27 protein-coding genes are annotated in these 25690 nt (G+C 60.8%); 16 read left to right on the top strand and 11 right to left on the bottom strand.

Features of this window, described 5'->3' with window-relative positions:
* Positions 1–100: 100 nt before the first annotated feature.
* Positions 101–325, bottom strand: coding sequence for a 50S ribosomal protein L31 (gene rpmE / locus EM6_RS05485; RefSeq protein WP_013479216.1), 225 nt, complete (start codon positions 323–325; stop codon positions 101–103).
* A 134-nt stretch (positions 326–459) separates the two neighbouring features.
* Here rpmE and EM6_RS05480 point away from each other — a divergent pair, with 134 nt between their 5' ends.
* The 4 genes from EM6_RS05480 (at position 460) to EM6_RS05465 (ending at position 5026) form a co-directional block, all read left to right on the top strand.
* Positions 460–2310, top strand: coding sequence for an ABC transporter transmembrane domain-containing protein (locus EM6_RS05480; protein ID WP_126420875.1), 1851 nt, complete (start codon positions 460–462; stop codon positions 2308–2310).
* Positions 2311–2584: 274 nt separating this feature from the next.
* Positions 2585–3445 carry an SDR family NAD(P)-dependent oxidoreductase gene (locus tag EM6_RS05475; protein WP_172961140.1) on the top strand — a complete coding sequence of 287 codons (861 nt, stop codon included), beginning with the start codon at positions 2585–2587 and terminating at the stop codon, positions 3443–3445.
* On the top strand, positions 3446–4090 hold the full coding sequence (locus EM6_RS05470; RefSeq protein WP_126420871.1) for a TetR/AcrR family transcriptional regulator: 645 nt from the start codon (positions 3446–3448) through the stop codon (positions 4088–4090).
* 81 nt (positions 4091–4171) lie between these two features.
* On the top strand, positions 4172–5026 hold the full coding sequence (locus EM6_RS05465) for a hypothetical protein (protein ID WP_126420869.1): 855 nt from the start codon (positions 4172–4174) through the stop codon (positions 5024–5026).
* Here the strand turns inward: EM6_RS05465 and EM6_RS05460 are convergent, their stop codons facing one another.
* Both EM6_RS05460 and efp read right to left on the bottom strand, forming a co-directional pair.
* The gene (locus EM6_RS05460) at positions 5027–5821 is read right to left on the bottom strand and encodes an inositol monophosphatase family protein (RefSeq protein ID WP_013479212.1); all 795 of its coding nucleotides are present in this window, start codon (positions 5819–5821) and stop codon (positions 5027–5029) included. It lies immediately after the preceding gene.
* Positions 5822–6000: 179 nt separating this feature from the next.
* Positions 6001–6567, bottom strand: a complete 567-nt coding sequence (gene efp, locus EM6_RS05455; RefSeq protein ID WP_126420867.1) for an elongation factor P — start codon at positions 6565–6567, stop codon at positions 6001–6003.
* Positions 6568–6732: 165 nt separating this feature from the next.
* Here efp and EM6_RS05450 point away from each other — a divergent pair, with 165 nt between their 5' ends.
* Both EM6_RS05450 and EM6_RS05445 read left to right on the top strand, forming a co-directional pair.
* Entirely contained in the window at positions 6733–7413 is a 681-nt protein-coding gene (locus EM6_RS05450) for a hypothetical protein (protein WP_126420865.1), read from the top strand.
* A 65-nt stretch (positions 7414–7478) separates the two neighbouring features.
* Positions 7479–8642 (top strand): hypothetical protein, encoded by a 1164-nt coding sequence (locus EM6_RS05445; RefSeq protein WP_126420863.1) that lies wholly within the window; start codon positions 7479–7481, stop codon positions 8640–8642.
* On the opposite strand, the gene thiE is transcribed toward EM6_RS05445, so the two are convergent.
* The 3 genes from thiE to EM6_RS05430 form a co-directional block, all read right to left on the bottom strand.
* The gene (thiE, locus tag EM6_RS05440; protein WP_126422899.1) at positions 8617–9234 is read right to left on the bottom strand and encodes a thiamine phosphate synthase; all 618 of its coding nucleotides are present in this window, start codon (positions 9232–9234) and stop codon (positions 8617–8619) included. The genes EM6_RS05445 and thiE overlap by 26 nt on opposite strands.
* A 76-nt stretch (positions 9235–9310) precedes the next feature.
* Positions 9311–9829, bottom strand: a complete 519-nt coding sequence (locus EM6_RS05435) for a DUF1465 family protein (RefSeq protein WP_013479208.1) — start codon at positions 9827–9829, stop codon at positions 9311–9313.
* A 145-nt stretch (positions 9830–9974) separates the two neighbouring features.
* On the bottom strand, positions 9975–10199 hold the full coding sequence (locus tag EM6_RS05430) for a DUF1192 domain-containing protein (RefSeq protein WP_126420861.1): 225 nt from the start codon (positions 10197–10199) through the stop codon (positions 9975–9977).
* 137 nt (positions 10200–10336) lie between these two features.
* Here EM6_RS05430 and EM6_RS05425 point away from each other — a divergent pair, with 137 nt between their 5' ends.
* Entirely contained in the window at positions 10337–11308 is a 972-nt protein-coding gene (locus EM6_RS05425) for an NAD(P)H-quinone oxidoreductase (protein WP_126420859.1), read from the top strand.
* A 4-nt stretch (positions 11309–11312) separates the two neighbouring features.
* Here EM6_RS05425 and EM6_RS05420 read toward each other — a convergent pair whose 3' ends face one another.
* Positions 11313–11996 (bottom strand): hypothetical protein, encoded by a 684-nt coding sequence (locus EM6_RS05420; RefSeq protein ID WP_126420857.1) that lies wholly within the window; start codon positions 11994–11996, stop codon positions 11313–11315.
* Positions 11997–12189: 193 nt separating this feature from the next.
* Here EM6_RS05420 and EM6_RS05415 point away from each other — a divergent pair, with 193 nt between their 5' ends.
* From EM6_RS05415 to EM6_RS05405, 3 genes are all read left to right on the top strand, one after another.
* Positions 12190–12900, top strand: a complete 711-nt coding sequence (locus tag EM6_RS05415; RefSeq protein ID WP_126420855.1) for a DUF1013 domain-containing protein — start codon at positions 12190–12192, stop codon at positions 12898–12900.
* A 147-nt stretch (positions 12901–13047) separates the two neighbouring features.
* A complete protein-coding gene (locus EM6_RS05410; RefSeq protein ID WP_126420853.1) occupies positions 13048–16104 on the top strand; it encodes a type ISP restriction/modification enzyme in 3057 nt (1018 codons plus the stop codon).
* Between the two features lie 85 nt (positions 16105–16189).
* Entirely contained in the window at positions 16190–18127 is a 1938-nt protein-coding gene (locus tag EM6_RS05405) for a sialate O-acetylesterase (protein WP_126420851.1), read from the top strand.
* A gap of 93 nt (positions 18128–18220) precedes the next feature.
* Here EM6_RS05405 and EM6_RS05400 read toward each other — a convergent pair whose 3' ends face one another.
* Entirely contained in the window at positions 18221–18421 is a 201-nt protein-coding gene (locus EM6_RS05400) for a DUF465 domain-containing protein (protein WP_013479202.1), read from the bottom strand.
* A gap of 239 nt (positions 18422–18660) precedes the next feature.
* On the opposite strand from EM6_RS05400, the gene EM6_RS05395 reads away from it, so the two are divergent.
* The 6 genes from EM6_RS05395 to EM6_RS05370 all read left to right on the top strand — a co-directional run bounded on the left by EM6_RS05395 (position 18661) and on the right by EM6_RS05370 (position 22283).
* Positions 18661–19239 (top strand): UbiX family flavin prenyltransferase, encoded by a 579-nt coding sequence (locus EM6_RS05395; RefSeq protein WP_126420849.1) that lies wholly within the window; start codon positions 18661–18663, stop codon positions 19237–19239.
* Positions 19232–19732: a TIGR02444 family protein gene (locus tag EM6_RS05390; RefSeq protein ID WP_126420847.1), complete on the top strand. Its 501-nt coding sequence runs from the start codon at positions 19232–19234 to the stop codon at positions 19730–19732. The genes EM6_RS05395 and EM6_RS05390 overlap by 8 nt, the downstream gene beginning before the upstream one ends.
* A gap of 84 nt (positions 19733–19816) precedes the next feature.
* On the top strand, positions 19817–20245 hold the full coding sequence (locus EM6_RS17555; RefSeq protein ID WP_232037104.1) for a YdcH family protein: 429 nt from the start codon (positions 19817–19819) through the stop codon (positions 20243–20245).
* A gap of 114 nt (positions 20246–20359) precedes the next feature.
* Positions 20360–20767 (top strand): acyl-CoA thioesterase, encoded by a 408-nt coding sequence (locus EM6_RS05380; protein WP_126420845.1) that lies wholly within the window; start codon positions 20360–20362, stop codon positions 20765–20767.
* Between the two features lie 11 nt (positions 20768–20778).
* Complete coding sequence (locus EM6_RS05375) at positions 20779–21603, top strand: protein phosphatase 2C domain-containing protein (protein WP_126420843.1); 825 nt, start codon at positions 20779–20781, stop codon at positions 21601–21603.
* 116 nt (positions 21604–21719) lie between these two features.
* The gene (locus EM6_RS05370) at positions 21720–22283 is read left to right on the top strand and encodes an OmpA family protein (protein WP_126420841.1); all 564 of its coding nucleotides are present in this window, start codon (positions 21720–21722) and stop codon (positions 22281–22283) included.
* Between the two features lie 59 nt (positions 22284–22342).
* Here EM6_RS05370 and nagA read toward each other — a convergent pair whose 3' ends face one another.
* The 3 genes from nagA to EM6_RS05355 are packed head-to-tail and all read right to left on the bottom strand — an operon-like array spanning position 22343 to position 25658.
* Positions 22343–23479: an N-acetylglucosamine-6-phosphate deacetylase gene (nagA, locus tag EM6_RS05365; RefSeq protein WP_126420839.1), complete on the bottom strand. Its 1137-nt coding sequence runs from the start codon at positions 23477–23479 to the stop codon at positions 22343–22345.
* A complete protein-coding gene (locus tag EM6_RS05360) occupies positions 23476–24375 on the bottom strand; it encodes a BadF/BadG/BcrA/BcrD ATPase family protein (RefSeq protein WP_126422895.1) in 900 nt (299 codons plus the stop codon). The genes nagA and EM6_RS05360 overlap by 4 nt, the downstream gene beginning before the upstream one ends.
* An 11-nt stretch (positions 24376–24386) precedes the next feature.
* On the bottom strand, positions 24387–25658 hold the full coding sequence (locus EM6_RS05355; protein WP_126420837.1) for a sugar MFS transporter: 1272 nt from the start codon (positions 25656–25658) through the stop codon (positions 24387–24389).
* Between the last annotated feature and the right edge of the window lie 32 nt (positions 25659–25690).

Raw genomic sequence — 25690 nt, 5'->3', positions numbered from 1 at the left:
TCGACTTCACGCGGCTCTCCCGCTTTGCAGGGAGAGGAGCAACAAAAAACCGGCCCAGTTGCCTGAGCCGGTTTTGAAACTTTCAACGAAGTCTCGGGGCTTACTTCTTAAGGAAACCGCCGAACTTGTTGTTGAAGCGCGACACGCGGCCAGCGCGGTCGAGCAGGGTGTTCTGACCGCCGGTCCACGCCGGGTGCGTGCGGGGGTCGATGTCGAGGTTCAGGACAGCGCCTTCCTTGCCGTAGGTCGAGCGGGTCTGATAGGACGAACCGTCGGTCAGGGTAACCGTGATCCAGTGATAGTCGGGGTGACCGTCTTTTTTCATCTCTATTAAGTCCTTAAAAACGTCCGGCCAGCAGGGATGCGGACGCGAAGAAAGGGTGAAGCTGTTACAGCGAAGCGCGGCTCATAGCGTAAGCGGCGTTGCGGCGCAAGCCATAACGCATTAAACGCGGGTTTATGACCGCACAGACACCCCCGCGCAGCGACTCCGACGCCCTCAACGACCGCCCCGGATCGGGGGCTGAACTGGTGGGGCAGATCACCTCCGCCGCAGCCGGGCGGGAAAAGACGCGCAACCTCAAGCCCTTGCTGCGGCTATGGCCCTATATTGCACGGCTGAAGGTCGATGCGGTCTTTGCCATCTTCTTTCTGTTGTTGTCGTCAGGGGCCACCCTGTCGCTGACGGTCGCTTCGCGCTACCTGATCGATAATGGCTTTGGCTCTCAGGACGGGTCGCAACTGAACCTGTGGTTCGGGGTGATGGCCGGGGTGGCGCTGGTGCTGGCTCTGGCGACCGCCTTGCGCTACTTCTACATCACCAAGCTGGGCGAGCGGGTGGTGGCCAATCTGCGCAAGGATGTGTTCAACCACATTCTGGGTCTCGATCCCGGCTTCTTCCTGAGAATCCGCACGGGTGAGGTGATTTCGCGCCTGACCACCGATCTTCAGATCGTCGATACCCTGGTGTCTACCTCGATCTCCATGGCGCTACGCAACGGCATTTCGTTCGTCGGCGGCCTGATCCTGCTGATGTTCGTCAGCCCCAAACTGACCCTGTTCGTGCTGTGCATCTTCCCGGTGGTGCTGGTGCCGCTGTTCACCTTCGGCAAGCGCGTGGGGCAGTTGACGCGCCAGACGCAGGACAGCTTTGCCGCCGCCGTCGGCACGGCGGGTGAGACGCTGGACGCGCTGGAAACCGTGCAGGCCTTTGTGCGCGAAGACTATGCGCGCGGCCGCTTTGGCGAGGGCGTGGAAACGGCGTTTCGTCAGTCGCTGAAGCGTATGGGGGCGCGGGCCCTGATGACGGCGCTGGTCATTTCACTGGTCTTTGGCGGCATCGCCTTTGTGCTGTGGCTCGGCTCGCGCGCCGTTCTGGCCGGAGAGATGTCGGAAGGCACGCTGATCCAGTTCGTCATGCTGTCGGTGCTGGTCGCCGGGTCGGTCGGCTCTCTGTCGGAAACCTGGGGCGATGTGCAAAAGGCCGCCGGCGCCATGAGCCGCATCGACGAGTTGCTGACGGCACAGCCGACTATCGTCGCCCCAGCCAATCCTCTGCCGTTACCGGAACCGGCGCGCGGGGCGGTGGTGTTTGATCAGGTCGATTTCGCTTATCCGGCTCGCCCGGAACAGCCGGTGCTGAGCGGTTTTTCGCTCAGCGTACAGCCCGGTGAGACGGTGGCGCTGGTCGGGCCGTCGGGGGCGGGGAAATCGACCGTGTTCAAGCTGCTGCTGCGCTATTACGAGCCCACGACCGGGACGATTGCGCTCGATGGCGTTGATATCGCCAAAGCCGACCCCAAGGCGGTGCGCCGTCGCCTGTCGCTGGTGGCGCAGGACGCCGCCCTGTTTTCGACTTCGCCCGCCGAGAACATCCGCTTTGGCCGCGAAGACGCGACGCCCGAAGAGATACAGACGGCGGCGATGAAGGCGCAGGCGCAGGCCTTTATCGAGGCCCTGCCGCAGGGCTTTGACACGCCTCTGGGTGAGCGCGCCAAGTCGCTCTCCGGCGGGCAGAAGCAACGCCTGTCGATTGCGCGGGCGCTGGTGCGTCAGGCCCCGGTTCTGCTGCTTGATGAGGCGACGTCGGCACTGGATGCCGAGAATGAGCGGCTGGTGCAGGATGCGCTGAACGAGGCGATGAGCGAACGCACGACGTTGGTCATCGCCCACCGGCTGGCCACCGTGCTCAAGGCCGACCGCATCGTGGTGATGGACGAAGGCCGCGTGGTCGAGCAGGGGACGCACGAGGAACTGGTGGCGCAGGGCGGGTTGTATGCCCGTTTAGCTGAACTGCAATTCGGCGCCTGAGGCGCTGAAGGGCCAAAAGCCATCAATAAATGTTACGGTTGTGCGCAAAAGGTATCATAAGGCCGCAAATCGCGTGATCGGGGATAAAAATCTACCCATGCGAGAAAAATTTTCCCTTTTGAAGTCATGTATTTAACGGACTGAATACGTATTCACGTCTTCATATCATTGATATACTGTACGTACAGTTTTATATAGCTTCAACCCGGAACCTCCCTCATCCGGATGAGTTTGGCCGTCCTCACCCGCACCGGCCGCCTTGGGATCGTGTACCGTGTCAGATGATTTGTTGGACTCCGGAGAGGTTTCCGAAGCGTCGGAAAGCCACCGGGTATGGTTCATTACCGGGGCCTCGCATGGCCTGGGGCGTGAACTGGTGCGTGCCGCGCTCGAACGCGGCGATTTCGTGGTGGCCACGGGCCGCCGCCCGGAAACCTTTGCCACCGGGTTCGAAGACTATGCCCATGCGCTGGTGGCGCTGGCCATGGATTCGGATGACGCCCACGAAGTGCGTGTGGCGGTCGATACGGCCATCCGTTGCTTTGGCCATATTGATATTCTGGTTAACAATGCCTGCGCCAGCCTGATCGGCGCGGTGGAGGAGGCGAGCGACCTCGAAGTGCGCCGCCTGTTTGAAACCAATCTGTTCGGTGTGCTCAATGTGATGCGCGAAGTGCTGCCGCACATGCGCGAACGCCGCCGTGGCCACGTGGTGACGCTGGCGTCCGGTCACCCGGAGCAGGCGGCGGGCTTTGGCCTGACCCACGCGGTGCGTGGCGCGGTGAGCGGCCTGTCCGAGTCGCTGACGCAGGAACTGAAACCGCTGGGCATTCAGGTGACGACCGTGGACCCCGGTATGCTGGGCGGCCCCGAAGCCCGCATCATCGCGCGTCAGGTGATCGCAGACTACGACACCCGGCTGGGGCCTGCGCGTCTGTGGCAGGAAGAACTGGACGAGATGGTCATGGCCGGTCGTGCGCAAGCCGTGTTGCGCGCCATGGACCTGCCCGAAGCGCCCGGTCATCTGGTGCTGGGGGCGCGCGCCTATGAACGGGCACTGCGTCGCCTGAGCGCCCTTCAGGCCGAACTGTCGGCCTGGCGTAATCTGAGTTTGTATCAATCCGAGGCCGCGTAAATGACCATCGACACTCTCTCGCCCCCCGTAAAGCGCCCGCGTGGTCGTCCGCGCTCGGAAAGTGCGCGTGAACAGATCCTTCAGGCGACGCTCGACCTGCTGGAAGCCGGGAACCTGCGCGACATCACCGCCGAAGCCATTGCGCGCAAGGCCGGGGTCTCCAAGGCGACCCTCTATAAGTGGTGGCCGAACAAGCTGCATATCGCTTTCGATGCCTTTATGGCGCGCATAAGCGATGAGATCGTCGTGCCGGACACGGGCTCATCGGAGCGCGACTTCCTGATGGCGATGCGCGACGCCATGGCCTTCTATGCGTCGGCGGCCGGGCGCACGCTGGCGCAACTGATCGCCGAAGGGCAGGGGGATGAAACCTTCAATCAGGCCCTGCTGGAAAGCTTCCTCAACCAGCGCCGCGAAGCGGTGGCGACCATCTGGCGGCGGGGCGTCGAGCGCGGCGACCTGCGCAGCGATATCGACATGCAGATGGGGCTTGATCTGATCTATGGCCCGCTGATGTTCCGCTTTCTGGCCGGGCGCTTCCACATGATGAACGCCGAAGAAGCCGACAAGCTGATCGCCATCGTCTTCCGCGGCATTGCGCCGGTGACGCAGCCCGTCAGTTCGGAAGTCCTGATCGAGGCCTGATCGCGCCTGAGTTGCTCGTGTGGCATAGACAAAGGTTAATGGCTCTGGCAGATTAACCTTTGTAGGCTGGGGGGCAGGATAATGGCGAAGTTCGCAGGAACACTTGAGGTTTGGCTTTATCGCATCTGGATGTGGCTGGCGACGGCCTTCGCTACCTTCGTGTGCATCATAGCCGTCGCCGCGTTGTGGCAAACCGTTATTACGACTCCGGCCGCTATTGTTGAAAGTGTCGGTACGGCGGCCCGAGACGCTTTTCTTAGCAAGGTATTCGAGTCACTATTCGATTTTATCTTCAAAAATGCTTTCACGGCCATAACTACCTCTACGACCGTCGCCCTCATTGTCTCAGTCCCTGTCGTACTCGCGGTAAGGGTCGAGTTTCGCAGGGCACGATCCTTTAATCGTGATGCTATCGCGGCTTTTCTGGCACCTTTGGATGAGGCTATTAAAAAATCAGCAGAGGTCGGGCTTCTCGAACTTGATGCGCGCGGTCAGATTATACGCGGAAATCTCGCGGCCTTGGACCGCTGGGTAAAGGCCCTCAATTCGTCGCTTTCCAACGATCTCAGGGCTGTACTTGAACTGACAGACCCCAACGGTAAGCGGCCGGTCAACAACATAGAGTCAAATGCCTCTATTCGACTGGATGTGCCCGATCTTACCTTATCAGGGGAGGGGCCCAAACTCAGACCGGAAGCAAATTATGAGCGGTTGCATCAACTCAGAGCCGCTATCGATAGGCTGGCGGTGAATAGAGTGACGGTTATCAGTGGTCTTTCCAATGCTTTGAACGATGTGCTGAATGAACTTGAAGCCAGTTCACCCGGCCTAACCGCAAAGAGTCTGGCGCTGCGTCAATTCTGGTTATTGATCGGCAGCGCCATTATGGTGGGGTTCACGGTCGCTTGGATATTCCTCATCCTAGCAAGTGGATGATCACTTCGCCAGTTGCAGCTTTTCCAGCAGTTGCGGATAGAGGTCGTGATTGGCGGCCAGCATTTCGCCGGTGATCAGCGGCGACTGATCGCCGTCCAGCGAGCCGATCTTGCCGCCGGCTTCGGTGATCAGCAGCGTCCCGGCGGCCATGTCCCACGGCTTAAGCCCGCGTTCCCAATAGCCATCCACCTGACCAGCGGCCACCATGGCGAGGTCGAGCGAGCAGGCCCCCAGACGACGGATACCGGCCGTGCGCTGCATGATCTGATGCAGTTCTTTCAGGGCTTGCGCGTGGCCGGTCTTGCCGACAAACGGCAGACCCGTGGCGATCAGGCTGTCTTCCATCACCTTGCGCGCCGAAACGCGCAGACGGCGGTCATTGTGATAGGCACCCTTGCCCTTTTCGGCCCAGTAGAGGTCGTTGGTGATCGGGTTATAGGTGACGCCCGCGACGATCTCTCCATCACGTTCTAGCGCCACGGTGCAGGCAAACACCGGGATACCGTGCATGAAGTTGGTGGTGCCATCGATGGGATCGACGATCCAGCGGTGCGTCTTGTCCGTGCCTTCACGCAGGCCCTGTTCTTCCCCTAGAAAGCCGTAGCCGGGGCGCAGGCGGGTCAGTTCCTCGAACAGGGCGGCTTCCACGCGCTTGTCGGCGGCGGTAACGAAGTCGCCGGGGCCTTTGCGCGACACCTGAAGCTCGCTGATTTCGCCGAAGTCGCGGGACACCCCCTTGCACGCCTTGCGGATGGCGGCGACCATGGCCTGAATGAGGGCGGATTGGATTACCATGTCAGGGCCTTTTAAAAACACCTCCTCCCCTGCCTTAGCGGGGGAGGTGGCCAGCTTGTCTGGCCGGAGGGGGCGACGAGACGAAAGGATGGCCCCTCCGCCTCAGCGCGCTACATCTGCTAGCATCACACCAGCGATCCGGCTCCCCCGTTCGCGAGGCGTACAGGGGAAGCGGAGGATCAATCGGCGCGGCGCATATATTCGCCGGTTTCGGTCGAAACGACGATGCGCTCACCCGTGCCCATGAAGGGCGGGATCATGACGCGCATACCGTTGGAGGCCTTGGCGGGCTTGTAGGAAGACGAGGCGGTCTGGCCCTTGATGGTCGGCTCGGTTTCGATGACTTCGAGCACCACCGTGTCGGGCAGGCTCATGCCGATCGGCTTGCCTTCGTGGGATTCGATAACGACGATCATGCCGTCGTGCAGGAAGCGGACCTGATCTTCGCCGACCCAGTCCTTCGACAGCGAAATCTGCTCGTAGTTTTCCTGATCCATGAACACCAGCATGTCGCCGTCTTCGTAGAGGTACGAATGGTCGCGTTGCTCCAGCACGGCGCGCTCAACCGTGTCGTCGGAACGGAAGCGCTCGTTCAGCTTGGTGCCGGTGACGAGGTTCTTCATTTCGACCTGGGCAAAGGCGCCGCCCTTACCGGGCTTCACGTGCTCGGTCTTCACGACGGCCCACAGACCGTTCTGATATTCGAGGATCATGCCCGGTTTGATGGTATTGGCGTTGATTTTCATGGATTCGACTTGTCAAGGAGCGAGCGCACAGGCCCAGAAGAGTTTGCGCGCGTTACTACACGCTTACCCCAGACGAGGCAAGGGGGCCGCGAAGCCGCAGCGGGAATCGACTTTTTATGCGAGACAGCGCATGGTAACGCTGATTGAGATGGAGAGGAGCGCGACATGCTTAAGCCGACGGGTATAGCCCTTATGGCCCTTCTGACCCTGACGGCCTGTGGCAAGCCGGACAAGCCGACAGCATCGGACGAAGGCTCAGGCGTCTCGTCGTCTTCTGTAGCGGATCAGAGCGCGCAAACTCTTTCGTGCGAAACGCCAGTGGCCAAATCGGCCACGGCGGCACAACTGCTTCAGACCTATGCCGGAAAAGCACGCGAAGAAACCGTGCCAGGTCCGGAAGGCACGACCGAAAGTGCCGTCGTCCTCTATCCTGACGATCCGGCGCGCAAGGTGGTGGTCACCTTCTGGGACGAAGCCAAGACGCAGGTGGCCGATGTGCGCATCGGTCGCGGCGCGGTGCAGTGGTCCGGCCCCGGCAATATCCGCATCGGCTCTGCGCTGAAAGCGGTTGAGGCGGCCAATGGCAAGGGGTTCGATCTCTATGGCTTTGACTGGGACTACGGCGGTTACGCGGCGGACTTCAAGGGCGGCACGCTCGGCCTGATGTCGGGCGACTGCGTGCTGAGCCTGCGCTTCGCGCCGCCGGAAAGCCACACCGGTCAGTTGACCAGCGATATTGTCGGCGACACGCAGGTGGCGTCCTCCAACCCCAATATGCAGGCGCTTCAACCGGTCATCGTCGAAATGTCGGTCGGCTGGCCGTCACCTTCGGCGGCGGTGGAGTAAGACGCGCGTTGCGCTCTGGTTGACTGTGGGCGGGACCCTTTGTATCCCCTCACTCAGGGTAGGGCATGTCAGTCGGAAAAACCTTTCGTCGCACGAAATACGACCGGCACGAGATCATCTTGCCGCTGCTTTTCTGTGTGGGGATCTTCCTGCTGGGGCTCATCGTCTCCACAGACGAGCGCCTTTCACTGCGCCTGCTCATATGTGGCATAAGCCTGAGCGGCGCGGTGGTCTTAGGGGTTACCTACATCAGCAGCTACTTTGCCTATCTGAAACTTGATGCTGAGGCGGTCGAATGGCGAGCCGTCTTCAAGGTTCACAGATTGCGACGGCAGGAGGTGCTGGGTTGGGGCCTCAAGACCTCTAAGTACGGAACCTTTATAGAGGTCCGGACCCTGGACGGCGACTTATGGCGTATAAAGGTGTCCTTATTTGGCGGCGCGCAAACCGCTCTTGCGGACTGGCTGAACGGGCTGCCCGATCTGGAGGCCACGGACGAGACGTTCAAGAACAGGGCACTGCTCACCAACCCTGCCTTTGGTCCGGCTGAGGTTCGCGAAGCGCGGATTTATAACCATAAAGCGTTTCTTGGCGTCCTCTCAGGCTTCTCCGGCATGGTGGCCTTCTGGACGCTGATCAGCGGCTATCCGCCCGTTCGGGTGATTGCCGTGCTTATTCCGCTGCTGGTATGTGGGCTGCCAGCCCTGTCGGGTGGGCGCTGGTCGTTTTTCGGCCAACCCCGCCGGACCTTGCCCGTCTGGCATATAGCGGTCTGGCCTGTGGTGACGACAGCAGTGGTCGCTTATTTCCGGTTTGAGCCCGTTGATGAGGCAGCGATCTTGGGGGGCGCTCTGGTCGCGGCGCTCGGTTTGCTGATCGTACAAAAAATGGGGGATCGTCGCGTCATAAGTTGGCTGATCCTGCCCGTAAATCTGATCTACGCCTTCAGTACCCTCACCTTGGCCAACGGCGCCTATGAGACGGCGCCCCCGCAGTCTTTTGAAACTGAGGTGCTAAGCAAGACGTCCGGACGCTATGGGGCCAAGTTTGTGCGCGTGGAGCCTTGGGGGCCTGTAACGCAGGTCCGCAAGTTGCCTATTGGAACGCAGACCTATCGCAAGACCGAACCGGGGGACACCCTGTGCCTGACGCTCTACACCGGTGCGCTGGGCTGGCAGTACTATGACTGGAGGCGGTGCGGCCCTAAATCGCCGCCAGCAGCGCCCTGACGCCGGCGTCCGGGCCGTCCGGATGGGTCCAGACGGCGCCGGATACGGCGATAAAGTCGGCTCCGGCGGCGGAGACTTCGGCCGCATTTGCTGCGGTGATGCCGCCGATAGCGACGCAGGGGACTTCCATCGTCTCCTGCCAGATGGTCAGGGTGTCCAGTTCGGCCATGTGTTCGACCGTCTTGGTGGCGGTGGGATAGAAGGCCCCGAAGGCGACGTAGTCGGCCCCGGCCTCAGCGGCTTCCATGGCCAGATGACGGCTGTTGTGGCAGGTGACGCCGATCATGGCCTCGGTCCCCAGCCGCTTGCGCGCCTCCTTATAGGGCGTGTCGGACTGACCCACGTGCACGCCGTCAAGACGCAATTCCTTCGCCAGATCGACATGGTCGTTCATCAGCACCGCGGTGCCGTGCCGGTGGGCGATCGGCGTGATCAGCCGCGTTAGCGCGCGGATTTCATCCAGTGACACGTCTTTGAGGCGGATTTGCAGGGCCGGGACCGGCCCAGCCGACAGGGCGTCGTCCAGAGCGCGCGCAAAGGCGGCGTGGTCGGCAATGCGGGGTGGCGTGATGAGGTAGAGTTGCGAGGTCATCGCCTCGTCCTGCCCCAAAAGCGGGCCGGGGGCAAGTTTTTCCATCCCGCCCGCTTCGCTACAGGGGAGGAGGGTATCAGAGATTGCCAAACGTGTTGCGCAGCAGGGCCATCTGATCCAGCACCGGATTGGTCTGCGGCTTGTCCGCCTCGGCTTCGACGAACATGCGGCGATCGAGGTGCGAGATGCGGTCATACAGGCGGTTGGAACGGTCCAGCAGTTCCAAAAGCCCCTGCGGCAGCACCTTGAGCTGGTCGCCATATTCGCTCTGGGCGGCGGCCGACAGGCGATACTTTTCGTCGCAGGCGTCGGTGGCTTCCATATCGCCTTCGCGCACGGCACGCTGCACCAGCAGCCACGAGGCGATCTGCATCAGGCGCGTCGTCAGGCGCATGGACTCACCGGCATAGAGCAGGGCGTCTTCGCGGCTCAGGATGCGCGAGTCGCGGCGGCCATCGCCGTCCAGATAGGAGGCCGTTTCTTCGACCAGACCCATGCCTTCGCGGAAGGTCCGGTCGAACAGGTCCGAACGGGCAAAATCACGCACGAGGTCCGCACGCTGGGACAAGGAAACTACGGCACCGGTATCGGACATGGCTGGCCTTCGGAAAATCTCAAAACACACAATACGTAAGGGGCCCAAACGGCACCCCTGAGGTCACTGATCGTCCTGCAACGGGCGTGCCACCCGAAGCGACAGGACGGGGCGCGCACCTGCCACGCCGCCCCCTAACAAAGCCCTAACTCCCCTTGAAGGAGAACAGGGCTTCCGCCGCGCTGCGACCGCTTTGCTTGGAGTCAAGCATGGTCCGGGTACGCACGATTTCGGCCTCAAGCGCGCTGATGCGCTCCTTGAGGTCGATGACCGAATAACCGCTCAGATCCTCATGGATCAAGGCATTCAGCGGCCCGCCCGGCCCGGTGCCTGAGCGAAAAGCGGGGGTGAACGCTTCTTCGTCCGACATGCGGCGTCTCCTCTGGGGGTATATCAGGGCTTGGAAACCTTTGCAGCCAGCGCGCGAACCGTTGCGCTGGTTATAAATGTCTCTACATGTCCTATAAAACCCCTATGGGACGAAGAAAGCAAGCGGCACGGTTGATCATGAAAGCTATTCTCATCCGCGAAGGCGGCCACTCTGCCGATGATCTGTATGTGGGCGATGTGCCGCGTCCCGAAGTGGGGCGGGGACATGTGTTAATTCGGGTCAGCCACGCCGGCGTAAACCGTCCCGACATCCTGCAAAGGCAGGGCAGCTACCCGCCGCCGCCCGGTGCGTCGCCGATTATGGGCCTTGAGGTCGCCGGAACGGTCGAAGCCGTCAACAGCGACGAAAATCTGTGGACAGCAGGTGACCGCGTGTGCAGCCTGGTCAATGGCGGCGGCTATGCCGAATTCGTCAGCGTCGATGCCCGCCACCTCCTGCCCGTGCCGCGCGCTCTGAGCGACGCCGAGGCGGCGGGTCTGCCCGAAGTGTGCCTGACCGTTTATGCCAATCTGATGGAGCACGGCGCGTTGCAGGCGGGTGAGGCCGTGCTGGTCCACGGGGCCAATTCCGGTATCGGCTCGATGACGGTGATGATGGCCAAAGGCTTTGGCGCCAATGTCATCGCCACGGTGCGCGGGGCAGAGAGGGCGGCGTGGGTGAAGGCGCTGGGGGCCGATCACGTGATCGACACAAGCGACAGCGATTTTGTCACCCCGGTCAAAGACCTTGGCGGGGCCGATGTGGTGCTCGACATCATGGGGGGGGACTACACGCCCAAAAACATCCTGTGCCTCAAACACCGGGGGCGCATCGTGCAGGTTGGCATGATCCGCGGCAACACCACCCAAATCGAGTTGCCGCGCCTGATGCAGAAGCAGGGCATACTGACCGGCTCGATGCTCAGGCCGCGTAGCGCCGACGAAAAGGCCCGCCTTAGCGCGGCGGTGGCCGAACGGGTGTGGCCGCTGATCGAAGGCGGGGCCATCCGCCCGGTGCTGGCCAAGGTGTTCGATGCCGCCGACGCCGGGGCGGCGCAGGCCTATCTCGATAGCGGCCAGCACGCGGGCAAGGTGGTGCTGAGGTGGTAGCCCCTCACTTGCGCCACGGCGGCGGCACTTTGGCTGGCGTCCAGCAGGGCTCCAGCGTCTGAGCCAGTGTGTTAGCCCATGCAGCGGGCGTGCCTTCGTGTAGCGCGCCGTAATAGGTCGCTTCCTGCAAATAGTCGTTAAAAGCGACCGTGATCTTGTCCGCGTGCAGTGCGATGCGGATTTCGTCTCCCTTGACGGGGGCAACGGTGGTTTTGCGTACCCACTCCAGACCGGAAGCTTCCGCCAGCACCTTAATCGCATGGGGACAGGCCTTCAGGTCCGTCTCTTCCCACATCAATCCGGCCTGATCCAGTACCGGGCGCAGGTCCGCAGACCCCTCGGCGTTTTGCATCACCTTGTGGACAAAACGGCTACCGCTCTTACGCGGGCGTTCGCTTGGTTCGACGGGAACCTTAACCCGCCGAGCCTGAAACCGTACTTCACAACCTTCCTTTGTTCCGTGATCGCAGTTCCGGCGGACCGCAATGGCATAGTAGGGCCAGTCATAGTCATCGCCGTGATACGTGATATAGATCAGATCAAACTGTGGATCGTCGAAATAGGTTGAGGGGTCGAAGGCTGCCCGGCGCACCTGATCACGCATCGCATAGATGGGCGGTTGCGGCGGTGCCTGTTCGACAGGCGCGGCGGCCAGAAGCCACAGGGCGAGGGAAGCGGCGACGGTCATCTCTTTTCCCCTGATCTGGCGGTATTATGTGCAATCTATGGTGAGCGGCAGTTTCTGTCGAGGCCAAAAACCGCTACCCCGCTTTGTCGCTGATAATCCTATTCCCTTCGATGAAAAATCGGTCTATAGCGGTGACAAGAATTCCCTCACGCCCGGTCGCAAAGGCCGGGCGTAGCTATTTGTGAGACTGAATATGGCCGATATCCTGATGCCGAAAGCGACCGCCGTGTGGCTGGTCGATAATACCAGCCTCTCGTTCGAGCAGATCGCCGATTTCTGCGGCCTGCACCTGCTCGAAGTGAAAGGTATTGCCGACGGCGAAGTGGCGCGCGACATCCGCGGGGCCGACCCGATCGCCAATGGTCAGTTGACCCGCGAAGAACTGGACAAGGCGGAAAAGACGCCGGCCTACCGTATGCAGGCGCAAAAGAGCCGCCACGCCGAACTGCTGAAGCCGCAAAAGAAGGCCCCGCGCTACACGCCCGTGTCGCGCCGTCAGGACCGCCCGGACGCCATCTATTGGTTCGTCAAGAACCACCCGGAAGTCACGGATGCGCAGATTTCCAAGCTGCTCGGCACCACCAAGACCACCATTGAGCAGGTGCGCAACCGCACCCACTGGAACGCCGCCAACCTGAAACCCGTTGATCCGGTGACGCTGGGTCTCGTGTCCCAGATCGAGCTGGACGCCGCCGTCAGAAAGGCCGCCGAAGTGAAGCGCAAGCAGGCCGAAAAGCTGGGCATCCCGCTGGACGATCCGTCGCTGCAACCCGCCGCTCCGGTCGTGGTGCCGTTCGACGACGAAGAAGACACCTATAGCCGCAAGGCCGACCTGACGGTCGAAGACGTTTTCGGCTCGGCCCCGTCCAAGCCCGTCCACGACGAGGAAGACGACGAATACTGATCGGCCACGCGGCCATCAAAACGGAAAAAGCCAGCGGAAACGCTGGCTTTTTTTTGTGCACGGGTCACGTAAATCTTATTCAGGGTTGCATCCGGCAATGCACCTGCGCCACTGTGGCGGCGGGAATCGACGCGGGGAGCGCCACCATTGAGCCAGATACTGATCCAGCAATTTCTCAACGAACTGACCACCCTGAAAAAGGTGTCCGGTTCCCTGTCGGAATCGGTGATCCGCGAAGCCTTCAAGGACCTGCTCAAAGGCTGGGCCAAGCAGTCGGGTCTGGTCTTCGCCCCCGAACTGCGCAAGGAAAGCGCGCAAAAGACGGCGGTCATCCCCGACGGCACCATTCTGCACGACCTGCGCGTCCCGCTGGGCTATTGGGAGTCGAAGGACACCCAGGACGACCTTGACGAGGAAATCCGCAAGAAGCGCCTGAAAGGCTACCCCACCGATAACATCATCTTCGAAAACTCGCACACCGCCGTCCTGATCCAGAACGGCAATGAGGTGATGCGGGCGCAGATGCTGGACACCAAGGAACTCAACCGTCTCCTGTCGCTGTTCTTTGCCTATGAGCGCAAGGAGATCGCCGATTTCCGCCGCGCCGTGGCGCAGTTCAAGAGCGACCTGCCCGCCGTGCTGGAGGCCCTGCGCGAGCGCATCGACGACGCCTATGCCGGCAATGCGGCGTTCAAGACGGCGGCGGAGGCCTTTCTGGCGCAGGCCAAGGCCACCATCAACCCCGCCGTGACCGAAACCGATGTGCGCGAAATGCTGATCCAGCACATCCTGACCGAGGAAATCTTCGCCCACGTCTTTAATGAGGGCGACTTCCACCGCGAAAACAATATCGCGCAGGCCCTTTACGGCCTTGAGGCCAAATTCTTCACCGGGGCGGTCAAGCGCGAGACGCTGAAGGCTATGGAGGCCTATTATTCGGCCATCCGCGCCAACGCCGCCATGATCACCAGCCACGCCGAAAAACAGACCTTCCTCAAGGTGATCTACGAAAACTTCTACAAGGTTTATAACCCCAAGGCGGCGGACCGGCTGGGGGTGGTCTATACGCCCAATGAGATCGTGCGCTTCATGATCGAAGGCGCCGACTGGCTGACGCAAAAGCACTTTGGCCGCAGCCTGATCGACAAGGATGTGCAAATCCTCGACCCCGCCACCGGCACGGGCACCTTTATCTGTGAGCTGATCGACTATTTCAAAGGCCAGCCGGACAAGCTGCACCGCAAATACAAGGAAGAACTGCACGCCAACGAAGTGGCTATCCTGCCCTATTACGTGGCCAATCTGAATATCGAAGCCACCTATGCCGCCGCCACGGGGCAGTTCGCCGAATACCCCAATCTGTGCTTTGTCGATACGCTGGACAATGTGGCGGCGCTGGGCCTGCATTCCGGCCATCAGCACGACATGTTCGCAGCGCTTTCAGATGAAAATATCGCTCGTGTCAAACGCCAGAACCAAAAGACAATTAGCGTAATAATCGGCAATCCGCCCTACAACGCTAATCAAAAAAGATCGGGCGAAAATAATAAAAATAGAAAATATCAAGATGTAGATAGGCGCATTAAAGAAACTTATTTGAAGTTTTCATCTGCTCAAAAGACAAAACTTTACGATCCATTCGTTAAATTTTTTAGATGGTCTTCTGACAGGTCGGATAAAAGCTCAGTAATTGCATTTGTGACAAATAGAAAATTTTTAGACGGCAAGAATTTTGACGGCTTTAGAAAGGTTGTTGCATCTGAGTTTTCAGATATATTTATTGTTGATTTGGGGGGTGACTATAAAGGCGAGGGGGTGGCAGCTGGTGAGAGTGTGTTTGACATCGGCACAGGGGTGGCCATTTCTTTTTTAGTCAAAAAAGATCATAAATCAAAGGCTAAATCATCGGCAAAGTTGTATTACGCACACCCGCCAATAGGTGCTCGCAAAGAGGATAAGCTTGCATGGCTTGCGTCCAATTCGCCAACTGGCATCCGTTGGGTTCAAATTGAACAAGACGCAGAGGGATACTGGCTGAATCATCCTGATGAGCAATTTGTGGATGAACTTTTCATCGGGTCGAAGGATGTTAAGTCCGGAATTGCTGGCTCAAAAGGACGGGCCATATTTCGTAAATTCTCTTTGGGAATATCAACAAATAGAGACGACTGGGTATATGGTAAAAGGTCTGATGAAGTAGAGTCAAAAGTAAAGGAGTTTATTTCCGAGTTTGAAAAATTAAAAATAAGTGAGTCTAAATTATCTGAGAAAATCAAACTTTCAGAAACCATGGATAGAAAAATAAAATCTAGATATTCTGAGAATTACAATGATAATTATATAGTTAATGTAAATTATAGGCCTTTTGTATCGTTAAAATTATATTTATCTCCATTAATGATTGATAGGCCTAGCATAAATCCTCAATTTTTTGGAGAAAAATATAGGAAAGATAATAAAATAATTGTATTCACCGATCCCACTGCTCAAAAGCCGTGGTTGGTAGGATGTAGCAAAAGACCGGTTGATTTACACTTCGTCGGAAGTGGGGCTGGGTCTGTTTGTTTTGCACGTTATTTTTTTAATAGCGAAGGCGAGCGGATCGACAATATTACCGACTGGGGGCTGAAAACCTTTGAGGCGAAGTACGGCAAGGGCCAGGTGTCGAAGGACGACATCTTTGCCTATTGCTACGGCGTGCTGCACGACCCGGTCTATCGCGAAACCTATGCGCAGAACCTCAAACGCGACTTCCCGCGCGTACCGTTGTATGACGATTTCGCCCGCTGGCGCGACTGGGGGCAGGCCCTGCTCGACCTGCATATCGGCTATGAAGGCGTTGAGCCGTTCGGTCTGACGCGGGTGGATACACCCGACACGCGCGCCCGTGCGGCGGGTCTTCATCCGACGCCCAAGCTGAAATCCGACGCGCAAAACGGCATGATCACGCTCGATTCCGAAACCGTGCTGACCGGCGTGCCGTCTGAGGCCTTTGACTATCGCCTCGGCAACCGCTCGGCCATCGACTGGGTGCTGGATCAGTACAAGGAAAAGACGCCGAAGGACAAAACCATCCGCGAAAAGTTCAACACCTACCGCTTTGCCGACTATAAGGAGACGGTGATCGACCTGTTGCAGCGCGTCACCACGGTCAGCGTGAAAACCGTGGCCATTACCGAGGCGATGAGGGCGGTAAAGCGTTAGACGGCATAGGGCTTTTTGCCGTTGACCTGTGGGGCCTTTCGGCCTTAGCGTTAGCGCTAACAAGAACACACAGGGAGTTATTACCATGCGACGACACTGGCTTGCCGGTCTTATCGCGCTCAGCCTGCCTATGGCGGCGCAGGCGCAGGACAAACCCATCTTGGCTGAGGTGTTCCGCGACCACGCCGTGCTTCAGCGTGACCGGCCCGTCCCCGTCTGGGGCGAGGCCCGGCCGGGCGAGACGGTGACGCTGAGCTTCGGCTCTGCCCGCGTGACGGCGCTGACGGACGCGACCGGGCATTGGCGCGCCGAACTGCCGCCCATGCCAGCGGGTGGTCCCTATGTGCTAATGGCCTCAGCGGGTGCAGTGAAACAGGCGGTGTCCGATGTGCTGGTTGGGGATGTCTTCCTCTGTTCCGGTCAATCGAACATGGAATGGAACCTGAAGGACACCATCGGGGCGGCGGAGCAGATTGCCACCTCGGCAAACCCGACCATCCGCATGATGACGGTGCAGAAGACGCAGGCCTTCACGCCGCAATCGCATTTCGTCACCCCGACCGAATGGCAGACGGCGTCCCCCGCCACCACGCCCAACTGGTCAGCCGTTTGCTATAATTTTGCTCGCGATCTGCAAACGCACGTCAATGTGCCCATCGGCCTGATCAATGCCTCCTGGGGCGGGTCGAAGATTCAGCCGTGGATGAGCCGCGCCGCCCTGCAAAAGATCGGCGGTTATCAGGAGGGGCTCGACATGCTCGACGCCTATGCCTCCGATACCGTCAAGGGGGCCGGGGCCTATGGGCAGGTCTTTGAGCAATGGTGGCAGGCCGCAGGCGGGCCGGGGACGCCGTGGGCGGTGACGCCGCAGGCCCTGAGCGGCTGGGCCGCCGTCCCTGATGTCAGCCGTAATTTCGATGATTGGGGGGTCAAGGCCCTAAGCGACTACAATGGGCCGCTGTGGTACGCCATCAATGTCAAACTCAGCGCCGAAGAGGCAAAAGCGGGCGCAACGCTCAGCCTGGGGGCCATTGACGATCTCGACCTGACCTTTGTAAATGGCGTCGCCATCGGTTACACCTCCGCGCCCGGTTCGCCGCGCGCCTACAAACTGCCCGCGGGCACCTTGAAAGCCGGTGATAATCTTATCGTGGTTCAGGCCGTTGATCTGTGGGCCAAGGGCGGCATGTATGGCGATGCCGTGCGTGAGTTGCGGCTGGCCAACGGCACGGCCAAGCCCTTAAAAACCGGCTGGCGCTACTGGCAGCCGCCGCAAAACGTCCGCTTCCCGCCGACCGCGCCTTGGGACCCGACCGGTGGCCTGATCACCCTGCATCAGGCGATGATCGCCCCCATCGGGCCGTATGCCCTGACCGGGGCGCTGTGGTATCAGGGCGAATCCAATACGGGCGAAGCGGCGAAGTATGAGGCGCTGATGGCCGGGTTGATGGCCGACTGGCGGCAGCAGTTCGGGCCGGATACGGCCTTCCTGCTGGTGCAACTGGCCAATTTCGGGACCATCCCCACCGCGCCCGTCGAGTCCGGCTGGTCAGGGGTGCGTGAGGCGCAACGCCGCGCCGCATTGAATGACAAGCGCGCCGCCTATGCCGTTACCATCGACATCGGCAATCCGCTCGACATCCACCCGCGCGACAAGCTGACCGTGGGCAAGCGCCTGTCGCGTGCGGCGCAAAGCCTGATCTATAAGGCAGCGCTGTCGCCCTCCGGTGGCGTCCCGATCGAAGCCACCCGCGCCAACGGGCAGCTAAGCGTGCGCTTCGCTCAGCTCGACGGTGCGTTGAAAACCAGCGATGGACAGGCGGCTGTGCGCTTTGAACTGTGTGGCGAGGGCGTTGGAAGCTGTCAGTACGCCGAGGCGCGCCTGGCCGGTGACACGCTGGTGCTGAGCGGACCTTCGGCGGCTTCGGCCACCCGCGTGCGCTACTGCTGGGGGGACTCGCCGGTGTGCAATCTCACCGACGCCACCCTTCCGGTCAGCCCGTTCGAAATAGCGGTCAAGTAGCGAGCAAGCCCCTGAACCCGGATGACTTTGCCACAAAAAAACGCCGGAGGTGTCCCCTCCGGCGTTCGTGTTTCAAAAAGCCATCACCCCCCATCACTGGAGAGTCTCATACGTTCGTTCCTGTCGCAGAGTGGCTTTGATAGTGTCGATTTCATCCTTCAGTTTCAACTTCTTACGCTTAAGTTCCTTGAGATAGAGCGAGTCCGCCGAAGGCGAACGCGATTCGCGGGCGATGGTGTCCTTGAGGACCTGATGACGGTGATCAAGTTCACGCACTCTCGCTTCGATGCTCATGAGCTATCTCCTTTGCTCGTAAGACTGGGCCGGAAGAGGATACTGCCGACCGGAACCCCATCCCTTTTCCCACATTCTCCGTGGTCGGATCGAGGCCTGAACACGTATAGGGAACACCCAAAACGCTTTACTGTGTAATCACGATCCATTACATCCGATCACGGATTTGCGAGATTCATATTTAGTAAAAGCTTAATCTTATGAGCCACTTATTGTGGCAACAAAAAGGACGCGCGGCAATGGCGGAAGCTAATCAAAGACTTATCGTAGCCATATCCGGAGCGTCCGGTGCGGTCTATGGTATCACCGCACTACGAATGCTGCGTGAGCTTAAGATCGAAAGCCATCTGGTGGTGTCGCGGGCGGCGGCACTGTCCCTGAATGCGGAAACCGACCTGACGATTGGCGATCTCAACGCCCTGGCCGATCAGGTGCATAAGGTCGGCGACATCGGGGCGTCGATTGCTTCGGGCTCCTTTCGCACACTGGGGATGCTGGTCGCCCCGTGCTCGATCAAGACGATGAGCGAAATCACCACGGGCGTGACCTCCAACCTGATCAGCCGGGCCGCCGATGTGGTGCTGAAAGAGCGGCGGCGGCTGGTGCTGATGGTGCGCGAAAGCCCGCTGCATCTGGGGCATCTGCGCACCATGACCGCCGTAACCGAGATGGGGGCCATTGTCGCCCCGCCGGTGCCGGCCTTCTACACCCGCCCGCAGTCCTTGCAGGAGATGGTGGATCAGAGCGTGGCGCGGGCGCTGGACCTGTTCGGCCTCGATGCGCCGATGACGCGCTGGAACGGACTTAAGGATGAGTGACACCGCCTTCTGGGACTGGGCGCTGAGGGCCTATGCGGGCGAGGGCGTGCCGTCTCTGTGCCTTGAGCTTCAGGACACGCACGGGCAGAACGTGCCGCTGGTGCTGTTTGCCGTGTGGGCCGGAGTGCGCGGCGTGGCGCTGGACGACGAGACGGTGGAGGCGGCCGTCGATATATCGCGCGCCTATGCCGATACAGTCGTCGTGCCGTTGCGCAGCATCCGTCAGCGGATGCGCGCGGTGGTCGGGGACATGGACGACGCCCACCGCGAAGCCTTACGCATACGCATCAAGGCGTTGGAGATCGAGGCCGAACGCGCTCAGATGGCGGCCCTCGCGGCATTGGTCGGGGGCGGCTCGGCTGAACCGGAAAAGGCGGCGCGCGACAACCTGCTGGCCGTGGCGCGGCTATGGGCGCGGGTTGTGCCGCGAAATCCGCTGAATGCCTTCTGCGATGCCCTTTCGGAGCGCGGTTTTTTGAGGTATAATGCTTAATGTTCACAGGCCGTCCGGTGCGTACACGGGAACAGCCTGGCCCTTTCAGAATGTCCCATTCAGAACGAACCGGAGCTGGTCCACATGCACGATGACAGCAATATCCGCGCTCTTTTCCGTCCCGACTCGCTGCAACTGGTGAAAAACACGCCGGTCGAATCGAGCAGCGACCTCGAACGCCGGGTGATCCATCGTGAAGACCTTGATCACAGCAATCTGGAACTGGTGACCGAAGAGGCGCTGGAATACCAGAAGGATGACCTTGAACCCGTCCTGCGCGAAACCGATCCCGCCATCGCGTCCCTGCCGCTGGATGCCGAAACGGTCAATCTGCGTACGCAACTGGCGCACCTGCGTCAGGAGCATAAGGATCTCGATGATTCGATTCTGGCGCTGGAAACCATGCCCCTGCCGGATCAGATCCTGATTGCGCGCCTCAAGCGCAAGAAGCTAGCTGTCCGCGATCAGATCAGCACGCTGGAAGACCGCATCCGCCCGGACATTATCGCCTGATGACTGGGTGTTGAATCTGAATTTTCAGGAGGCAGGCTTTTAGGGCCTGCCTTTCTTAGTTTCAGCCTTGCGGTTCATACCGGCACCGGTTACGCCGTCATGCGGAGGTGCCCTATGCTCAACCGTGTCGAAGACGGCGTTTTCATTACTACGCTCAAGGTGCGCGATTCCGAATGCGACGCGCAGGGCGTGGTCAATAACGCCAACTATCTGGTCTATATGGAATATGCGCGGCACGAATTCCTGGAGCATCAGGGCGTCAAGTTCGCCGATCTGATCCCGCAGAACATCTTCCTGATGACCTCGCATATGGAGATCGACTTCGTGAACTCGCTCACCGGCGGGCAGGTGTTCGAAGTGCGCTCAAAGGTGCGGCGTGAACGGGCCAAGATCATCTTCGATCAGCAGGTGGTGCGCGTCGCCGATCAGGCCGTGTGTATCCGCGCGCGCGTCGATGTCATCTGCAAGATCGACGGCCGCCTGACGCGCGGTGAGTGGTTTGACGCCTATATGCCGGTTTAAAGGAGCGCCTGATGCGTATCGTGTCTCAGGGCTCGGATCGTGGCGGCATCTATAATGAGGACGCGCTGGGGGCAGCGGGCGACGCTGTGTGGCTGCTCGATGGGGCCACGTCGCTGGGGCCATCGCGCATGGCGGGGACCAGCGACGCCGCGTGGTTTGCGCACTTCGTTTCGGACAGGCTGGCCCACACGACCGGTAGCGTGCATGAGCGCCTGAGCGCGGCCATAGAGGCGGCGCGGGCGGTTTATGAGGCGGCTGGCCCCTTGCCCGACGCCCCGTGGGCCATGCCATCGGCGGGGGCCGCGGTGATGCGACGTGAGGGGGACACGCTGGAAATCGGCGTACTGGGTGACGTCAAGGTGTGGCTGATCGCCCCGGACGGTGCGGTGACGGCCCTGCCGGGTGGTGAGGTTCTGGAAGCGCTCGATGCGGCAGCACTTGAGCGACTGGTCGCCATGCGCGCCGAACAGGGGCCGATCGGACTGAAGGCGGCGCGGTCCCAGCTTGATCCGCTGTTGCGCGATAACCGCTCGAAAATGAATACGGCTGGCGGCTATTGGGTGTTGAGCCTCGATACGGCCTGTCTGGCGGGGATGCAGGTCACGCGCGTCCCGGTGGCCGGCGTGCACTCTGTGCTGATGGCTACGGACGGTTTTTACGACCTGTGGGGGGCCTATGGTGTGCCCTTTGCCGAGGTGCGGGAGGGGCTAAAGGCCGGGCAGGGGGACGCGCTGATCGAGCGCTTACGCAACATCGAACGCGCCGATCCGGAAGGGCTGCGCTACCCGCGTTTCAAGCCGCATGACGACGCCAGCTGGGTGCTGACCGAAATATAAAAGGACGATGCGGTTCGCAACCGACGGCCAGCACGTGCCCTTTTTCGGTCGATTTTTGCCTTATCAATCAAAGGGCGTGGCGGAAATGGGTGGATTCGTGAACAGAAAGGTTTTCGATGACGCGTTTAAAATCCGGGGCCCTGCTTGTGGCGATCCCCCTTATGCTGTCCGTGACGGCCTGTGCCAGCCACAAGTACGTCGATGACAAGATTACGGCGACCAATGGCCGGATCGACCAGCAGGAGACCCGTCTCACGCAACTCGATCAGACGACGCAGGAGGCGCTGAGCCGCGCCACGGCGGCGGGCAAGCTGGCCGAAGGCAAGTTCAACTATTCCGTCGTTCTGAGCGATGATTCCATCAGGTTCGACACTGATAAGGCCGTTCTGTCTGAGCAGGGCAAACAGGTGCTGGCCGACCTCGCCGCGCGGCTGAAGCGCGACAACAAGAATGTCTATCTGGAAATTCAGGGCTTTACCGATTCGACCGGGACGGATGACATCAACTATCGCCTCGGCAATGCCCGCGCCGACAGCGTGAAGCGCTTCCTGAACAGTCAGGGCGTGGCGCTGAATCGTATGGCCTCTATCTCTTACGGGGCGGAACAGCCCGTTGCACCGAATTCCACAGTAGAAGGCCGCGCGGCCAACCGCCGGGTGGTGATCGTAGTTCTGTCGTAATCAAAACGCCCGGCTGAGCGATCAGCCGGGCGTTTCGTCTTTGGTAGGGTTTAAACCGGTTACGCGGCCTTGCGCAGGGCCTCGTCCGATTGACCGCCGATCCACACGCCGCGCACCTGAAGGTCGGCATCGAGCCATACAAGGTCCGCACGCGCGCCGACCGCCAGATGGCCGTAGGTCCTGGGCAGCTTCATGAAGCGCGCGGGGGCTTCGGAGGCCATCATCGAAGCCGTTTCCAGCGGCAGGTCCAGCATCTGAACGCTGTTGCGCACCGCGGTAGCCATATCAAGATCGGACCCGGCCAAAGTGCCGTCCGGCCCGACGCAGACGCCGTTTTCGACGCGGATATCCTTACCCATCAGGTTAAAGTGCTTGGTGGCAGAGCCCACCGTCGGCATGGCGTCGGTCACCAGCATGAAGCGGTCATGCGGGCGGCTTTTCAGCGCGATCTTCAGGGCCACCGGATCGACGTGCGCCCCATCGACGATGATGCCGGCATAGATGTCGTCGCTTTCGAGCACGGCCCCGACGACACCCGGCGCGCGATGCGACAGGGGCGACATGGCGTTGTAGAGGTGGGTGACGCCGGTAATGCCCGCCTCAAAGCCGCGCCGCGCTTCGGCATAGGTGGCGTCCGTATGTCCAGCGGCGATAATCACGCCCGCCTCGGCCAGCGCCCGGATGTCCTCCGGGGCGGCCAGTTCGGGGGCCAGCGTCACCAGCACCTTACCCGCTTTGAGCGAGGACAAAAGTCGCACGGCCTCAGCATCGAGGCGGCGGAACTTGCTCTCGTCGTGGGTGCCCTTGCGCTTTACATTGAGGAAGGGCCCTTCGATATGGATGCCCAGCACGCCGGGCACACCCTGGGCGATGGCGGCTTCGGTGGCGCGCAGGGCCTTGTCCACCACGCTCAGATCGTCCGAAATCAGGGTGGTGAAGAAGCCCGTCGTGCCATAGGTGCGATGCGCGGCCCCGATGGCGGCAATGGCTTCGGCGGTCGGGGTGTCGTTGAACAGCACACCGCCCCCGCCATTGACCTGCGTGTCGATAAAGCCCGGCAGCAGATAGCCGCCTTCGAGATCAAGCCCGCCGGTTTCGGCCCCGATGGCGGTGATATGGTCACCGTCGATGGTCAGGGAGCCTTCGACGACGCCGACCGGCGTGACAAGGCGGGCATTAGAAAGGGTAAAACTCACGAAACAACCTCACTAGTAACCGAACTCAGGCCATTGCCTGCGCCCTTGGCCATCAGCAGCGCGCCTTCGATGGCGTCCTGTTCCGGCGTGGCCAGAAGCGGCCGGGTCCACGGGGCCAGCCACGGTGTCAGCACGCCCGCCATGCCGCCGACAAGGCAGACCTGCGCGGCCCCCAGCTCGTTCAGGCGGCGGATATAGCGGCCCAGATCACGGGCCGCCTGTTCGATCAGGGCCACGGCCACGGCATCGCCGTCCTGCGCGTGCGACAGGATCAGCGGGGCCAGCGTGCCGTAGTCCTTGGGGCGCGCCGTCGTCGCCCAGGCCACGACCTGCGACGGCTGATCGTTGAAGCGCGCCATCACGGCGTCGGTGAAGGCGCTGCGCGGCGCAAGGCCATCATAGGCGTGCAGGGCGACGCGCGTCGCTTCGCGGCCCAGAACAGCCGCAGACCCATCGTCGGAGACTTCAAAGCCCCAGCCGCCGACCGCATGACCCTTGCCCTTTACCCAGGCATAGCCCGCCGAGCCGGTGCCGGTGATCAGAATCGCGCCGTCGCGGCCCGAAAAGGCCCCCAGCACGGCGGCGTGAGCGTCGGTTCCGGCCGACGCAAAGGCAAAGCGCGGCCCGGCGGCAATCGTGCGGGCGGCGTCTTCGGCGGTGGTGATACCGGCCAGACCCAACCCGATCGCGGTGCGAGCAAAGGCCTCGCGCGTCAGTCCGGCCTGCGCCAGCGCCTGATCCGTGGCCTCGAGGATGTGGCCCCAGACGAGGTCGAGCCCCAGACGGATATTGGCCGACCCGCTCATGCCTTCGCCCAGAAGGCGGCCTTCGGCGTCACGCAGACGCGCGCGGCAATTGGAGCCGCCGCCATCTATGCCGAGGAAGTACTGCGTCATATCCACGTCCTTTACCCCTTGGCCGCCACGCGGCTGCCGAACAGGGCGAAGAACAGGATGTAGAGATAGGCCGGCGCCATCACCACGAGGAAGGCCGTCTGGAACGGTATGGCCTCAGCCAGACCAACATAGAGGCGCGGCAGGATGGCCCCGCCACAGATGCCCATGATCATCAGGGCCGAGCCGATCTCGGTATGACGGCCAAGGCCGCGGATGCCCAGCGGGAAGATAGCCGGCCACATCATGGCGTTGGCAAAGCCCAGGGCGGCGACGAAACCAACCGAGACATAGTCCTTGGTCAGGAAGGCCCCCAGAGTGAACAGCACACCCAGAATGGCTGAGAAGGCGAGGTATTTTTCCTGCGAAACAAAACGCGGAATGACGATCCAGCCAACGATATAACCGACCAGCATACCGGCCAGGGTCAGCGAGGTGAACAGGACCGTGCGGTCGAGCGGCAGGCCAAAGGCCGCGCCATAGGTGCCGATGGCGTCACCGGCCATGACTTCAACACCGACATAGAGGAAGATACACAGGACGCCGAAGAACAGGTTGGGGTGAGCGAACAGGCCCTTGCCGCCTTTTTGCGAAGTAATCTCGGCCTTAGACTCGCCCTTAAGTTCGGGCAGGGGCGACTTCAGCACGAAGACAGCCAGCGCCACCAGCAGGGCAGCCATACCCATATAGGGCCACAGGACCTTTTGCGCGAAGCCGCTGAGCAGCAACTCGCGGGCGGCGGGGTCGGTCGTGGCCTCCAGCTTGGCTCCGAACTCGGTAATGCCGCTCATCACCAGAGCGCCGAAGACGAAGGGAGCGGCGATGCCTGCCAGCTTGTTGAAAATGCCCATGACGGCGATGCGCTGCGCCGCCGATTCGATGGGGCCAACGATGGAGATATAGGGGTTGGCCGCCGTTTGCAGCAGCGCCAGACCCGCGCCGATGGTGAACAGGCCCGTCATGGCCCCGACATAGATGCGATGGGTGGCGAACTGCCCGAACATGGCGGCGCCCACCGCCATGACCAAAAGCCCCAGCGCCATGCCCTTCTTCATGCCCGTCACCTTCAGGATGAAGGCCGAGGGCAGGGCCAGCACGAAATAGGACATATAGAACACCATCAGCACCATGAAGGAGCCGACATCATCAAGGTCGAAGGCGAACTTGACGAAGGTGATCAGCGGTCCGTTCAGCCAGGTCACAAAACCGAAGATGAAGAACATCAGGCCAATCAGGCCCATGGTGACGACAAGACTGGGGGCTTTTTCCGGGGGAGACGCATTCATGATCTATAGGACCTATTCTGCATTTTGGTATT

Source organism: Asticcacaulis excentricus (assembly GCF_003966695.1).
Lineage (GTDB): Bacteria > Pseudomonadota > Alphaproteobacteria > Caulobacterales > Caulobacteraceae > Asticcacaulis > Asticcacaulis excentricus_A.
Note: the sequence above shows the minus strand (reverse complement) of the source record. Positions and strands in the feature narration are given on the sequence as shown.

Bases quoted from the DNA above. Each gene is read 5' to 3' on its own strand.
- rpmE (WP_013479216.1), bottom strand. From the start codon at position 325: ATGAAAAAAGACGGTCACCCCGACTATCACTGGATCACGGTTACCCTG.
- EM6_RS05480 (WP_126420875.1), top strand. From the start codon at position 460: ATGACCGCACAGACACCCCCGCGCAGCGACTCCGACGCCCTCAACGAC.
- EM6_RS05470 (WP_126420871.1), top strand. From the start codon at position 3,446: ATGACCATCGACACTCTCTCGCCCCCCGTAAAGCGCCCGCGTGGTCGT.
- EM6_RS05465 (WP_126420869.1), top strand. From the start codon at position 4,172: ATGGCGAAGTTCGCAGGAACACTTGAGGTTTGGCTTTATCGCATCTGG.
- EM6_RS05460 (WP_013479212.1), bottom strand. From the start codon at position 5,821: ATGGTAATCCAATCCGCCCTCATTCAGGCCATGGTCGCCGCCATCCGC.
- efp (WP_126420867.1), bottom strand. From the start codon at position 6,567: ATGAAAATCAACGCCAATACCATCAAACCGGGCATGATCCTCGAATAT.
- EM6_RS05450 (WP_126420865.1), top strand. From the start codon at position 6,733: ATGCTTAAGCCGACGGGTATAGCCCTTATGGCCCTTCTGACCCTGACG.
- EM6_RS05445 (WP_126420863.1), top strand. From the start codon at position 7,479: ATGTCAGTCGGAAAAACCTTTCGTCGCACGAAATACGACCGGCACGAG.
- thiE (WP_126422899.1), bottom strand. From the start codon at position 9,234: ATGACCTCGCAACTCTACCTCATCACGCCACCCCGCATTGCCGACCAC.
- EM6_RS05435 (WP_013479208.1), bottom strand. From the start codon at position 9,829: ATGTCCGATACCGGTGCCGTAGTTTCCTTGTCCCAGCGTGCGGACCTC.
- EM6_RS05430 (WP_126420861.1), bottom strand. From the start codon at position 10,199: ATGTCGGACGAAGAAGCGTTCACCCCCGCTTTTCGCTCAGGCACCGGG.
- EM6_RS05425 (WP_126420859.1), top strand. From the start codon at position 10,337: ATGAAAGCTATTCTCATCCGCGAAGGCGGCCACTCTGCCGATGATCTG.
- EM6_RS05420 (WP_126420857.1), bottom strand. From the start codon at position 11,996: ATGACCGTCGCCGCTTCCCTCGCCCTGTGGCTTCTGGCCGCCGCGCCT.
- EM6_RS05415 (WP_126420855.1), top strand. From the start codon at position 12,190: ATGGCCGATATCCTGATGCCGAAAGCGACCGCCGTGTGGCTGGTCGAT.
- EM6_RS05405 (WP_126420851.1), top strand. From the start codon at position 16,190: ATGCGACGACACTGGCTTGCCGGTCTTATCGCGCTCAGCCTGCCTATG.
- EM6_RS05400 (WP_013479202.1), bottom strand. From the start codon at position 18,421: ATGAGCATCGAAGCGAGAGTGCGTGAACTTGATCACCGTCATCAGGTC.
- EM6_RS05395 (WP_126420849.1), top strand. From the start codon at position 18,661: ATGGCGGAAGCTAATCAAAGACTTATCGTAGCCATATCCGGAGCGTCC.
- EM6_RS05390 (WP_126420847.1), top strand. From the start codon at position 19,232: ATGAGTGACACCGCCTTCTGGGACTGGGCGCTGAGGGCCTATGCGGGC.
- EM6_RS17555 (WP_232037104.1), top strand. From the start codon at position 19,817: ATGCACGATGACAGCAATATCCGCGCTCTTTTCCGTCCCGACTCGCTG.
- EM6_RS05380 (WP_126420845.1), top strand. From the start codon at position 20,360: ATGCTCAACCGTGTCGAAGACGGCGTTTTCATTACTACGCTCAAGGTG.
- EM6_RS05375 (WP_126420843.1), top strand. From the start codon at position 20,779: ATGCGTATCGTGTCTCAGGGCTCGGATCGTGGCGGCATCTATAATGAG.
- EM6_RS05370 (WP_126420841.1), top strand. From the start codon at position 21,720: ATGACGCGTTTAAAATCCGGGGCCCTGCTTGTGGCGATCCCCCTTATG.
- EM6_RS05360 (WP_126422895.1), bottom strand. From the start codon at position 24,375: ATGACGCAGTACTTCCTCGGCATAGATGGCGGCGGCTCCAATTGCCGC.
- EM6_RS05355 (WP_126420837.1), bottom strand. From the start codon at position 25,658: ATGAATGCGTCTCCCCCGGAAAAAGCCCCCAGTCTTGTCGTCACCATG.